Below are 12,692 nucleotides of genomic sequence, written 5' to 3'. Positions count from 1 at the left end.
CCTGGTCGGAAGAACGGACCAGGTACGCCCGGTTCGACCAGGGACGCCCGGTACGACCAGGCACGCCCGGTACGCCCAGCGCGCGCATCGGCCGGGAGGCCCGGGGCACGTCGGTGGGTCGGGCTAGCGTTCCGCGCATGGTCACCTCGTCGTGCTGCGTGCCCGGTTGCGCGGGCGTACTCGCGGACGGTCTCGCGGGCGTCCCCCTGTGCGGTGCGCACGTCGCGTTCGTCGCCGACCTCGCAGCCGAACACCCCGGCATCGAGGACACCCTGCCCGGCCCGTGCCCGGCGTGCGGTTCGCGGATCGGGGTGCGCTACCCCTCGGGGATGGTCTGCGCCCGGTGCGAGTGGCGCTGGGGGGAGGTACCGGACGGCGACCTCGCTCCCCCTCGGGTCGACGTCGTCTACTACCTGCGGATGCGCGACGACTTCGGCGACCGCATCAAGATCGGCACGACGATGAACCCCCGGCAACGGCTCGCGGCGATCCCGCACCAGGACCTGCTGGCGTTCGAGCGCGGTGACCGGACCCTCGAACGCCGACGGCACGCCACGTTCGCCGCCAGCCGGTACCCGGGTACCGAGTGGTTCCGGGTGACGCCGGAACTCCTGGCCCACGTGGACACCGTCGCCGCCGGGGTCGACGACCCGTGGGACCTGCACGCCCGGTGGACGAGCGAGGCGCTCGCGCTGCGGGGCTGACGCACGACCGAGCAGGCAGGGCGCCTGCTCAGCCGCCGGGGCGCCTGCTCAGGCGGCCTGCAGCATGCGGTCGGCGGTGCGGAGCGAGAGCGCCATGATCGTCAGCGCCGGGTTCGCGATGACCGCGCTCGGAAACACCGAGTTGTCGGCGATCCACAGGTTCGGGATGTCCCACGAGCGGCCGTCCTGGTCGACGACGGAGGTCTCGCGGTCCGTGCCCATCCGCGCGGTGCCGATGGTGTGCGCCGTGCGTTCGAGCACCCGGACGTCCTGGCCACCGGCTGCCTCGACGATGGTCGTCATCGTGCGGACCGCGTGGCGGCGGATCGCCTCTTCGTTCGAGCCCGGGGTGAAGGAGACCCGGGCACGCGGGACACCGTGCTCGTCGAGTTCGTCGGTCAGCTCGAGGCGGTTGTCGTCGTACGGCAGGCACTCGGCGTTGATGCCGACGCCGGCCGAGAACGGGTAGTCCTGCAGCGCCCGGACGAGCTCGGCACCGCGGAGTCCGCCGCCCCGGACCAGCGAGGTCGCGAAGGTCTGCGGCTGCACGCCCAGGCTCTGGATGAGGTAGCCGCCGGCGAAGTCGGCGTCCGCCGGTCGGACGAAGTCCTCGGTGATGATCGACGACGGGTACCCGCGGTACGAGCGCATCGACTCGTCGAACCGCGCCCACACCTGGGTTGCTCCGTGCGCGGTGAAGTTCCGGCCGACCTGTCCGCTGCCGTTCGCGACACCGGTGTGCAGCAGCAGCCGCGGCGTCTCGACACCGCCCGCGGCGAGGACGAGGGTCCGGCAGCGCTGGCGGTGCTCGCGCCCGTCGGCGGTGTACAGGACGGCCTCGACCCGTCCCGCCGCGTCGAGCTCGATGCCGTGCACGAAGGACTCCGGACGGATCTCGGCACCGAACGCGACGGCGGCGGGCAGGTAGGTCGTGTCCATCGACACCTTCGAGCCGTTGCGGCAGCCCTGGTGGCAGGAGCCGCAGGACACGCAGGCCTGGCGCAGCCCGTGGTGCTCCTGGTGCCGGTCCTCGGTGGTCAGGCCGACCGGGGCATCGGTCGCGGTGATCCCGGCCACCGCGGTACCGCGCATCATCATGTCCGACGAGGCGTTCCGGGCCGGCGGGCGCATCCGGTAGCGACGGGACGGGTCCCACGGGTAGTGCTCGGGGCCGGCGACACCGACGTCGTGCTCGACCTGCTCGATCCAGCCGGTGAGCTCGGCGTGGCTGATCGGCCAGTCCTGCCCCGCGCCGCTCTCGGTCCGCAGTCGCAGGTCGTGCTCGCTCGGCCGCGGGGTGAACGCGCCCCAGTGCAGCGTCGAGCCACCGACGCCCGTGCCGCTGTTGTTGGGGCCGAAGGCCGTGGGGGCTCCGCCGCCGCTCAGCCGCTCGTCCATCCAGTTGATGTCACCGGGGGCGGCCACCTCGTCCGGCACGTGGTCGCCCGGCTCGGTGTTGCGGCCGGCTTCGAGCGCGACGACCGTCAGGCCACGGCGGGCCAGCGAGGCGAGGAGCGGTGCTCCCCCGGCCCCGGTGCCGACCACGACAACGTCGACGACGTCGTCCGTGCCGTAGGTGCGTTGTCCGTCGAGTCTCATCGTGCAGCTCCGGTCGTCGGTGCGGTGTCCATCGTGGTGGCGGTGCCGGGGTCGGCGGGGGCCTCGGGTTCCCAGGCCTCGCGCTGGCCCGCCGCGAGCAGCTGGAAGCCCTGCTTGCGGACGCCGTCGCCACCGTTCGCGTAGCCGTCGAAGTCGATGGCGGCCATGGTGGCGGGGTGTGCGAGCCAGTGCTTCACGAGGTCGACGCTGGCGTCCTCGAACCACGCGCGCAGCTGCTCGGCGTCGAGATCACCGTCGGCGCGGTACCGCCCGGCAGCCACGGACTCGAGGGCCTGGTCGAGCACACCGTCGCGGGCGGGCGCGGCGAGGACGTCGAGCGCTGCGCGGTAGGCCTCGGCGTCCACCGGCAGGCCGTCCGGCCGCCAGCCGTCGCCGAGCCCCGCGGCCAGCTGCGCGTCGACCCGCAGTGCCAGGTCGATCTGGTCGGTGCCGGGCTGCGGGACGACGATCCGCGCGACGTCACGCAGCGTGCCCAACTGCGTCGGCGTCAGCGCGTGGGGTGCGGCCGTCGGGTCGTCGGGCAGGGCGCGCTCGGCGAGCAGCCCTCGGGTCCGGGCGCTGACCCGCGGCGAGGCGATCACGCGGGCGTGCTCCACGGGGACGACCGGCGAACCCGTGACCCGGCGCTGCCAGAAGTCGCGGATGCGCTCGGCCACGGCCTCGGGCTGTTCCCAGGGCAGCAGGTGGGCGGCGCCGTCGACGACGTGGAGCTCGCTGTTCGGCCAGTGCGGCAGGGTCAGGCGACGCTGGGCGTCGGCATCCAGGTCGCCGTCCTCGGCGCCGGCGAGCACCAGGGCGGGCACCGGGTTCGGTGCGGCGTCCGACCAGTCTTCGCGGCTGCCGCGGGACAGCCAGTCTGTCCAGGCCGCGGGGTCGGTCCGCTCGACGTCCTGCACCGCCGCACTGTGCCGCGCGGGCGCCAGGGGTGCCGCGGTGTTGGCGGCGACGAACTCCTCGGCGTCCTCGGTGCCGATCGGGCCACCGGCAGCCCACGAGAGCATCGTCCAGCGGCGGTCGTCGTCCATCGGCTCGGGAGCGAGCGGGGACGCGGCGAGGAGCACCACGGCCCGCAGCCCGAACAGGCCGTTCGCGCCGGAGATCGTGCGGTCGGCCACCACCGTGGCGACCTTGCCGCCCATCGAGTGCCCGAGGAGCATCCACTCCGTCGAGCCGCTCGCCCCGATCGCGCGCTCCACCAGGACGGCCATCTCCTCGACGGTGGTGCCGGACGACGCCGGGCTGCGACCGAAGCCGGGCAGGTCGATGCCGATCAGGTCGAGGTCGCCGAGGAGCTCGGCGCGCAGCAGCGCGAACTCCTCGGAACTCGCGCCGAGGGCGTGGAGACAGAAGACGGTGGTCACCCTGTATACCTACCCGTCGCTCGCGACCGCTCCCAGCCGGGCCGTACCCCGTCGCGCCGCGCCTGTACCCCGATCGGCGGCGTCACCGGGCGTAGGCGTCGACGAACAGCGCGCCCCGGAGCTCGCGCAGGGTGTCCGCCAGCCGCTCGACGGTCCGGCCGGAGATGCCCGAGACCTGCAGGTCGTACGGGCCGAGCGCCGGCAGCCGCCCGGTACGGATGCGGACGACCTCCCACCCAACGGCGCGGACGGCTCGGTCCTTCCTGCGGTCGATGTCCTGCCGGGGTCCGACGTGCTCGAGCCCGTGCCGACCGGTGGAGTCGTACTCGATGGCGACGCGCAGCTCGGGCAGGATGATGTCCGGCCAGGCCTCGACGTGGTCGAAGAACGGGCGGTCGAGTCGGATGGCGGAGTGGTCGTAGGTGAACGCGAACCGCTCGGACAGCATGCCCCGGAGTTCGGCTTCGACCGCCGAGGCCGTCGCCGGGGCGCAGACGCTCGTGAACGACTCACCCGACGGCAGCCGCGGGGTCTTCGGGCAGATCGTGCGGGGAACGGACTGGGTGGTCCGACGGGGTGCACCACCGGCCGACCCTGCCGACCCTGCCGAGCCTGCTGAGCCGGCCGAGCCGGCGGACCCGGCGACGGGCCGACGAGAGCGGACACGGCTCGACGCGACGGCTCCGGCCGGGACCCCGCGCACCGGAGCCGCGGGCAGGGTCTGTCGTCCGGCGCTCCGGACGACCCGCTGCGGCACGGGCACCGTCTGGGGCCACTCCGACGGCAGCACCGGCCACCGCTGGGGCTGGGCCTGCACCGCGCACTCGGGGCACCACACGGAGCGGCGGCGCTCACGGCCCGGACGGGACCGCTGTTCGGACGGGGTCGCGACGAAGACGTGCCCGACGTCGCACTCCCAGGTGAGCAGGACCTCGGCCGCCGGGGGGACCTGGGTCAGGACGACGCCGTGGTTCCAGTCGGGGTGGTACTGCCGGATGAGCACCGGGTACGGCGCCCAGTCGGCGCGGAACTGTCCGACGGCGTACGGCACCGCTTCGCCGCGCGACCACTGTCGGCGGCGCCACCACGCATCGACGGGTTCGGCCACCCCACCACGCTAGGAACGACCACCGACACCCGCTGCACCACGCAGCGAGCAGCGCCACCGACACCCGCCACGAAACCGCACCGCACCGCACGACGGCTCAGGAGGCCAGCGCGTGCTTCACGTAGGCGACCAGGGCGTTCGCGTGCCCGTGCCCGAGGCCGTGCTCGGACTTGAGCCACCCGACGACCTCCATGTGCTGGTGGTCGTCGAGCCGGTCCGCGACCAGGTCGAGCCACTCCTGCACCGGGCGCCCGTACGTCGCCTCGATGCTCGGGAAGTACGACGCCGGACCCTTCACCTTGGTGCCGTCCGCCGGGGGCACCGGGGCGGTCACACGATGCGCTGTCATGGCGCAACGGTAGCGCTCCGTCCGCCGTCACGGAACGTCACGCAGGGCAGGCGTTCTGTGACGCCGCGTTGCGCCGGATGGCCGGGTGTTGCGTCGCGTGGCGGGGTGTTGCGCGAGGCGTTGTCGGCGCCGCCCGGGCCTCCTACGGTCGCGACATGACCGACACCACCAGGGCCCCGCAGCGGGAGGCGACCAGCGTCGACGACGCGGGCCGGACGCCCGAGCCGAGCCGCGCCTCCAGGCCGGAGACCGCGACCATCGACGCGGCCGGACACGCCGCACTCGACCGCCCCGTCGTGCCGCTGCGCCACCCGCTGCGGTGGATCGCCGCGGCCCTCGTGCTCGTGGTGCTGCTGAACTTCGTCGAGACGCTGTTCACCAACGAGCAGTGGGGCTGGCCCGCCGTCGGCAAGTGGCTGTTCAGCCCCGCCGTCCTGACCGGACTGCAGCTGACGCTGACGGCGACGGCGCTGAGCGCGGTGATCAGCTTCGCCGGCGGTGTGGTCGTCGCGATCGCACGGCTGTCGCAGAACCCGGTGCTGTCCGGGCTCGCGTGGGGGTACGTCTGGCTGTTCCGGTCGGTGCCGCTCATCCTGGTGCTCGTCTTCCTGTACAACCTCGGGTCGCTGTACCCGACCATCGGCATCGGGATCCCCTTCGGGCCGCAGTTCCAGGTGCCGACCGCCAACGTGCTCGGCGACCTGGCGATCGGTGTGATCGGGCTGAGCCTCAGCGAGATCGCCTACGCGTCGGAGATCGTCCGCGCCGGCGTGCTCGCCGTCGACCACGGCCAGCACGAGGCCGCGCAGGCGCTCGGGCTCCCCCGTCGCCGGCAGTTCGTGCGGGTGATCCTGCCGCAGGCGCTGCGGTCGATCGTGCCGGCGTTCGTCAACCAGGTCGTCGGACTGCTGAAGGCCTCGTCGCTGCTGTTCTACGTCTCGCTGCTCGACCTGTTCGGCGTGGTGCAGAACCTGTCGAGCACCTACCCGACGGACATCATCCCGCTGCTCGTCGTCGCCACGATCTGGTACCTCGTGCTCACCAGCGCGGTCTCGATCGTCCAGTACTACGTCGAGCGGTGGACCGCCCGAGGTTCCGTCCGGGCGTTGCCGCCCACGCCGTTCCAGCGGGTGCGGGCCGCCGTGCGTCGCGGTTCCGGACGTGGGTCGGGACGGCCTGGAGGCCCGGATCGCCCCCGGCAGGCCGCCTCCGCCGCGCGCGTGGTCGCGTCCGGCCCCGCTTCCACCATCGACGACAGGACCATCTGATGAGCGCAGCGATCAGCATCCACGGAGCCGTCAAGGCGTTCGGCGACACGGTCGTCGTCGACGGCGTCGACCTGTCGCTGCCGTCCGGCAGCGTGACCGTCGTCCTCGGCCCCTCCGGTTCCGGCAAGTCCACGCTGCTCCGGGCGATCAACCACCTCGAACCGCTCGACCGTGGGGTCGTCACCGTCGGCGGCGAGACGATCGGCGTCCGCCTGCGCACCGGGCGCGACGGGGTCCCCCGCTGGAAGGAGCTGCCCGAGCGGCACATCCTGCGGCAGCGGTCGCGGATCGGCTTCGTGTTCCAGCACTTCAACCTGTTCCCGCACCTGACCGCGCTCGAGAACGTCGCCGAGGGGCCGATCGCCGCCGGGGTCCCCCGCGCCGTGGCGCGCGACCGCGCGGCGGCCCTGCTCGAGCGCGTCGGACTCGGCGACCGTGGCGACACCCGGCCGCGGCAGCTCTCCGGCGGGCAGCAGCAGCGCGTCGCGATCGCCCGGGCCCTGGCGCTCGAGCCGTCGGTGGTCCTGCTCGACGAACCGACCTCGGCGCTCGACCCGGAGCTCGTCGGCGAGGTGCTCGGGGTCATCCGGGAGTTGGCGGACACGGGCACCACGCTCGTCATCGTCACCCACGAGATCGCCTTCGCCCGCGAGGTCGCCGACCACGTCGTGTTCCTCGACCACGGGCGGGTCGTCGAGCAGGGGCCGCCGGCCCAGGTGCTCGACCACCCGCAGCACACCCGCACGCGCGACTTCCTGTCCCGCGTCCGCTGACCCCTGACCCGATCCCTGATCCCCGCACGCACCCCAAGGAGAACCATGTCCACGATCACCCCCGCCCGCTGGCGCAACCGCGCCGGCTTCCTCGTCCTCGCAGCCGGCGTCGTCGTCGCCCTCGCCGGGTGCTCGGCGGGCGCTTCCGCCGACACGAGCGGCGCACCCGACGGCTCCGTCACCATCGGCGCCGCCTCGAACGGTGCGGCGAAGGAGACGACCCTCGAGGTCACCGAGGACACGAAGCTGCACGACGCGCTCCCCGCCGCCGTCCGGAAGTCCGGCAAGCTGACGATCGGCGTGGGTGCCCTGCCCGCTGGGTTCCCGCCGCTCGCCTTCACCGGCGACGACCAGAAGACGATCACCGGCTCGGAGCCCGACCTCGGACGGCTCGTCGCCGCGAAGCTCGGGCTGCGCGCGGACGTGCAGAACGCCACGTGGGACAACCTGTTCGTCGGCATCGACAGCGGCAAGTACGACGCCGGCTTCTCGAACGTCACGGTCACCGAGCAGCGCAAGGAGAAGTACGACTTCGCCTCGTACCGGCAGGACAACCTGGCGTTCCAGGTGCTGGCCTCGAGCTCGCTGCGGTTCGACGGCGACCCGTCCGTGCTCGCCGGGAAGACCCTGTCCGTCAGTTCCGGCACGAACCAGGAGAACATCCTGCTCGAGTGGCAGAAGGAGCTCCGGTCCAAGGGCAAGGACTTCACGATCAAGTACTACCCGGACGGCAACGCGGTGAGGCTCGCGCTCGACTCGGGCAAGATCGACGCCTACTTCGGTCCGAACCCGACGATCGCCTACCAGAACACGCAGAGCAAGAGCACCGCGAAGCCGACGACGACCGCGGGCACGTACTCCGGCGCCGGCTCCTCGTTGCAGGGGCTCATCGCCGCGACGACGAAGCGGGACAGCGGCATCGCGAAGCCGGTCGCGGCGGCGATCAACGAGCTCATCGAGGACGGCACCTACGCGAAGTGGCTCGCGGCCTACAACCTGTCGAACGAGGCCGTGAAGACGTCCGAGGTGAACCCCGAGGGTCTGCCGCTCGACAACAGCTGAGGCCGCGCGCCCCGCTCTGTCTGCGCCCCTGCTGCCCGATGGCAGCGGGGGCGCAGACGTGCGCGGGTCGGGCACGAGGGTGTTGACCTGACGAGCCGGACGGAGCACCATCGGCGGCATGAGCCTCTTCATCAGCTGCCCCGTCGAGGACGTCGAGCGCGCGGCCACCTTCTACGCCGCACTGGGGTGGACCCGGAACGCGGCGATGTCCGGCCCGGACAACTCCTGCGTCGCGATCGCGCCGGAGCAGTACCTCATGCTCAGCTCTCGCGCCGCGTACGCGAGCGTCGGCGGGACCGAGGACCTCATCGGTGGACCGGACACCCCGTCGAAGGTGACGGTGTCGTTCGACCTCCCCAGCCGTGAGGCCGTGGACGAACTCGTCGAACGCGCCCGTGCAGCGGGCGGCCGGATCGGCGACACCGACGAGTACCCGTTCATGTACCAGCGCCAGTTCGACGACCCGGACGGCTACCACTACTCGCCGTTCTGGATGCACCCGGACACCAGCACGTCGGCCTGAACCGGCGCCTGCAGCGCGCAGACCACATGACGGGAGGCGCGGTGCCAGCTGGCACCGCGCCTCCCGTCCGGACCGGGTCGCGTCAGACCGCCGCCGGCTCCCGCAGATCGGCGCGCGCCGCCCACTCCGCGGCGAGCAGCTCGTAGGAGCGCACCCGGGCGTCGTGGTCGTGCGCGATCGTCGTGACGAGCAACTCGTCCGCTCCCGTGACCCGTCGGAGCGTCTCGAGCCGTTCCGCGACGTGTGCCGGGTCGCCGACGAACCTCGTCGCGAGCCGGTCCGCCACCGACGCGGCGGCCTCGTCCGGCAGCCGCGCCGCTCGAGCCTCGTCCGGGGTGGGGTACTCGATCGCCCCGACGCCGGAGCGGATCGAGTGCACCCACTGGGCGTACCCGGTCCCGAGCTCGTCCGCCTCGGCCGCGGTCGGCGCCACGAGCACGTCGGCCGACACGATGACGTGCGGCGCGTCGAGCACGCCCGGACGGAACGCGTCGCGGTAGGCCTGCACCGACGCCAGGACCGTGCCGGGCGACGTGTGGTAGTTCGCGCCGTAGGGCAGCCCGAGCGCGCCGGCGATCCGGGCACTCTCGCCGCCGGTGGAGCCGTGGATCCACAGCTCGACGGCTGCGCCCGCGGACGGCGGGGCCTCGATCACCGCGCCGTCCCGCGACCACGTGCCCGCGAACAGGCCGCGGATCAGGTCGAGTTCGTCCGCGAACCGGTCGACGTCGCCCGGCACCCGGCCGAGCAGCTCCCCCTGCAGGGCGAACCGGCTGCCCGGCGCGATGCGGAACTCGAACGGCGCGGGGACGAGCAGGCCGTCGACGACCTGGTCGGTCCGCGGGGCGAGCGACGGCGGCTTCGGGGTGCCGGGAGCCGGGGCTCCGGACCGGCCGAGCCCGAGGTCGATGCGCGGCCCGTACAGCGCGGCGAGGGTGCCGAAGGTCTCGGCGATCTGCAGCCCGCGGACGTTGCCGACCAGGGTCGCGGCGCTGCCGACCCGGATGGTCGAGGTGGCGGCGGCGACCGCACCGATGACGATCGTCGGGGCGCTGCCCGCGACGCCCGGGTTCAGGTGGTGCTCGGCCAACCAGTACCGGGCGTACCCGGCACGTTCGGCACGCTGTGCGAGGTCGACCGTGTTCGCCAGGGCCTCGGCGGGGGTCGACCCGCTGCTCACCGGCACGAGGTCGAGGACGGAGAGCGGGACCCGGCTCATGCCAGCACCCGCTGCCGGTCGAGGACCCGTCCGGGCAGGTCGAGCGTCTGCCGGAGCGTCGCCCCCTCGTCGTACGACTGCCGGTACACGCCGCGCTCCTGCAGCAGCGGGACGACCCGGTCGACGAACTCGTCGAGCCCGTACGGGTTGGTGTGCGGCACGACGACGAAGCCGTCGGTGGCGCGTTCCTGCACGTACCGGTCGATCTCGGCGGCGATGTGAGCGGGCGTGCCGACGAAGCCGCCACGGGTGGAGGCGCGGATGACCAGGTCACGGATCGACAGGTGTTCGGCCGCGGCGAGGTCACGCCACGACTGCACCAGCGCGGGGACGTCGCGGGTGTGGCGGACGCGGCCACGGGTGATCTCGGCGCCCTCCAGGTCCGGCTCGATCGAGGGCAACGGCCCGTCGACGTCGTACGACGACAGGTCACGGTTCCACACCTGTTCCAGGAACGCGATCGCCGTCGCCGGACTGACCTGGGCGCGGCGGATCGCCCGGGAACGTTCCTCGGCCTCGTCCGCCGTTTCGCCGAGCACGAAGGTCGCGCCGGGCAGGATCTGCAGCTCGTCCTTCGACCGTCCGACCCGTTCGAGTCGCTCGGTCACGTCGCGGTAGAACGACTGCGCGTCGTCGAACTCGGTGTGCAGGGAGAAGATCACCTCGGCGTGGGCGGCGGCGAGGTCGCGGCCTTCGTCCGAGTCACCCGCCTGCACGATCACCGGGTGCCGCTGGGGGCTGCGCGGCACCGGGAACGTGCCGGTCAGGTCGAACTGCGGGCCGTGGTGGTCGACGTCGTGGATGCGGGAGCGGTCGGCGAAGGCCCCGGCGCCCCGGGTCCCGGCGGCGCCCGACCCGTTCGCCACGATCGCGTCCGACTCCCACGAGTCCCAGAGCTCGCGCGACAGCTCCACGAACTCGGCGGCTCGCGTGTACCGGTCGGCGTGGTCGAGGAATCCCCCACGGCGGAAGTTCGCACCGTGGAACGCGTCCGAGCTCGTCACGACGTTCCAGCCGGCGCGGCCGTCGGTCAGGTGGTCGAGCGTGGCGAGCTGCTTCGCGAGTTCGACGGGCTCGTTGAAGGTCGTCTGCAGGGTGCCGACGAGCCCGATGTGGTCGGTGACCCCGGCCAGCGCGGCCAGGATCGCGAGCGTGTTCGGGCGCCCGACGACGTCGAGGTCGTGGATGCGTCCCTTCTGCTCGCGCAACCGCAGCCCCTCGGCGAGGAACAGGAAGTCGAAGAACCCCCGCTCGGCGTTCCGGGCGAAGTGCTCGAACGACGAGAACGCGATCTGGCTCTCGGCTCGGTCGTCGCTCCAGACGGTGGTGTTGTTGACGCCCGGGAAGTGGGCGGCGAGGTGGACCTGACGCTTGGCGCTCATGCTGAGACCCTCGAGGAGACGGAACCGACACCGGCACCGGTGACGGCAGGACGCGCGTACCGACTGACCGCCGGCGCGATGCCGAGCCGCGTGCGCAGGTCGGCGGTGGGACGGGACGCCACGTCGGCGCGGAGCCCCGCGGTGACGAGCGCCGGGACGAGCTGCCGCGCGATGGCGGTGCTGTCGACCGGGATGCGCAGCGGACGGAGCCGGACGCCGGCGTACCCGAGGGCCCGCAGGTACCCGATCCGTGCCACCAGGTCCGGCACCGTCGTCGCGAGGACGGACGTGTCCGACCCAGAGCCGGCGGCGTACCGGGTACCGGCTGCCGCGTCGAGTGCGGCGAGCTCGTCGGCGGCGGCTGCCGGCGACGACCCGATGAGCACCGCGAGGTCCGCGAGGACCGGACGACGGAGGTCGGACCCGGCCGTCGGCTCGGCGTCACGGACGAGTGCCAACGCGTCCTGCGCCTCCAGGCCGTCGAACCCGGGCGTGACCAGCACGACGTCCGCGGCGTCCACGGCGAACGCCGCCGCGTCGGCGCGGTGCGCGAGCGAGAAGACCGGCGGCCGCCCCTGCGGCGACCGCGGCACGATCGACGCGCCGTGCACCGAGACGAACGAACCGGAGAACGCCGCGTTGTGGATGCGGTCGCGGTCGATGAAGCGGCCGGTCGTGACGTCGCGGATGATCGCGTCGTCGTCCCAGCTGTCCCAGAGGCGGGAGACGACTTCGGCGACCTCGCGGGCCTCGTCGAACAGCGTTGCCGCGTCGCCGCCGCCGGGTCGGCGGCCGAAAAGCGCGGCCTCGCGGGTCGTCGGGCTCACCTGGATCCGCCACCCGGCTCGCCCCAGTGAGACGTGGTCGAGGGTCTGGAGGCCCGTGGCGACGTGGAACGGTTCGGTGTGCGTCACCGAGACGGTCGGCACCAGACCGATCGCGCGGGTCGCGGGGGCGACCGCGCTCGCGACGAGGAGCGCGTCGAGGCGGCCGACGACGGTCGACGTGTCGAGGTCGCCGTCGGGGTCGGTGGGGCCGGCGGTGAAGGAGTCCTCGAGGGTGACGGCGTCGACTCCGAGCCGGTCCTGCTCGACGACGACGTCGCGCCAGTGCCGGAGGCTCGTGAGCCGGTGCGCTGCCGAGTCGGCGGCGCGCCAGGCGGCGGGATGCCAGCCGGCGCCCTGCAGCGCGGTGACGAGGGTGATGCGGTCAGGCACGGTCATGGGGCGACGCTAGGACGGTTCGGCCGGGCGGCGAAGCGGTGTTGCGGAACGTGACCGAAGGTGTCGCCGTGTGACGCGCGGCGGGCGGGCGGCGGGGCGT

12 protein-coding genes are annotated in these 12,692 nt (G+C 73.1%); 5 read left to right on the top strand and 7 right to left on the bottom strand.

Annotation, left to right across the window (positions count from 1 at the left end; genetic code table 11):
• Positions 1 to 137 precede the first annotated feature (137 nt).
• The gene (locus DEJ00_RS17180) at positions 138 to 704 is read left to right on the top strand and encodes a GIY-YIG nuclease family protein (protein ID WP_111058200.1); all 567 of its coding nucleotides are present in this window, start codon (positions 138 to 140) and stop codon (positions 702 to 704) included.
• A gap of 48 nt (positions 705 to 752) precedes the next feature.
• Here the strand turns inward: DEJ00_RS17180 and DEJ00_RS17175 are convergent, their stop codons facing one another.
• From DEJ00_RS17175 to DEJ00_RS17160, 4 genes are all read right to left on the bottom strand, one after another.
• Positions 753 to 2,303, bottom strand: coding sequence for a GMC family oxidoreductase (locus tag DEJ00_RS17175; RefSeq protein ID WP_111058199.1), 1,551 nt, complete (start codon positions 2,301 to 2,303; stop codon positions 753 to 755).
• Positions 2,300 to 3,685: an alpha/beta fold hydrolase gene (locus DEJ00_RS17170; protein WP_111058198.1), complete on the bottom strand. Its 1,386-nt coding sequence runs from the start codon at positions 3,683 to 3,685 to the stop codon at positions 2,300 to 2,302. Before DEJ00_RS17170 ends, DEJ00_RS17175 begins: the two co-directional genes overlap by 4 nt.
• Positions 3,686 to 3,767: 82 nt before the next feature.
• Positions 3,768 to 4,793, bottom strand: coding sequence for a hypothetical protein (locus tag DEJ00_RS17165; RefSeq protein ID WP_111058197.1), 1,026 nt, complete (start codon positions 4,791 to 4,793; stop codon positions 3,768 to 3,770).
• A gap of 97 nt (positions 4,794 to 4,890) precedes the next feature.
• Positions 4,891 to 5,142, bottom strand: a complete 252-nt coding sequence (locus tag DEJ00_RS17160; protein ID WP_071244532.1) for a DUF4287 domain-containing protein — start codon at positions 5,140 to 5,142, stop codon at positions 4,891 to 4,893.
• Positions 5,143 to 5,297: 155 nt separating this feature from the next.
• Between DEJ00_RS17160 and DEJ00_RS17155 the strand changes: the two genes are divergently transcribed.
• The 4 genes from DEJ00_RS17155 (at position 5,298) to DEJ00_RS17140 (ending at position 8,768) form a co-directional block, all read left to right on the top strand.
• Positions 5,298 to 6,410, top strand: coding sequence for an amino acid ABC transporter permease (locus tag DEJ00_RS17155; protein WP_071244531.1), 1,113 nt, complete (start codon positions 5,298 to 5,300; stop codon positions 6,408 to 6,410).
• Positions 6,410 to 7,183 carry an amino acid ABC transporter ATP-binding protein gene (locus DEJ00_RS17150; RefSeq protein WP_111058196.1) on the top strand — a complete coding sequence of 258 codons (774 nt, stop codon included), beginning with the start codon at positions 6,410 to 6,412 and terminating at the stop codon, positions 7,181 to 7,183. The genes DEJ00_RS17155 and DEJ00_RS17150 overlap by 1 nt, the downstream gene beginning before the upstream one ends.
• A gap of 45 nt (positions 7,184 to 7,228) precedes the next feature.
• Positions 7,229 to 8,245: a transporter substrate-binding domain-containing protein gene (locus tag DEJ00_RS17145; RefSeq protein ID WP_111058195.1), complete on the top strand. Its 1,017-nt coding sequence runs from the start codon at positions 7,229 to 7,231 to the stop codon at positions 8,243 to 8,245.
• Positions 8,246 to 8,363: 118 nt separating this feature from the next.
• A complete protein-coding gene (locus tag DEJ00_RS17140; RefSeq protein WP_111058194.1) occupies positions 8,364 to 8,768 on the top strand; it encodes a VOC family protein in 405 nt (134 codons plus the stop codon).
• Positions 8,769 to 8,850: 82 nt separating this feature from the next.
• Here DEJ00_RS17140 and DEJ00_RS17135 read toward each other — a convergent pair whose 3' ends face one another.
• Genes DEJ00_RS17135 through DEJ00_RS17125 form a run of 3 tightly spaced genes read right to left on the bottom strand, consistent with a single transcriptional unit; the run spans position 8,851 to position 12,592 of the window.
• Complete coding sequence (locus DEJ00_RS17135; protein ID WP_111058193.1) at positions 8,851 to 9,987, bottom strand: LLM class flavin-dependent oxidoreductase; 1,137 nt, start codon at positions 9,985 to 9,987, stop codon at positions 8,851 to 8,853.
• Entirely contained in the window at positions 9,984 to 11,369 is a 1,386-nt protein-coding gene (locus DEJ00_RS17130; protein ID WP_111058192.1) for an NtaA/DmoA family FMN-dependent monooxygenase, read from the bottom strand. Before DEJ00_RS17130 ends, DEJ00_RS17135 begins: the two co-directional genes overlap by 4 nt.
• Entirely contained in the window at positions 11,366 to 12,592 is a 1,227-nt protein-coding gene (locus DEJ00_RS17125) for an LLM class flavin-dependent oxidoreductase (RefSeq protein ID WP_111058191.1), read from the bottom strand. Before DEJ00_RS17125 ends, DEJ00_RS17130 begins: the two co-directional genes overlap by 4 nt.
• Between the last annotated feature and the right edge of the window lie 100 nt (positions 12,593 to 12,692).

Source organism: Curtobacterium sp. MCLR17_039, assembly GCF_003234745.1.
GTDB classification, from domain to species: domain Bacteria; phylum Actinomycetota; class Actinomycetes; order Actinomycetales; family Microbacteriaceae; genus Curtobacterium; species Curtobacterium flaccumfaciens.
Note: the sequence above shows the minus strand (reverse complement) of the source record. Positions and strands in the feature narration are given on the sequence as shown.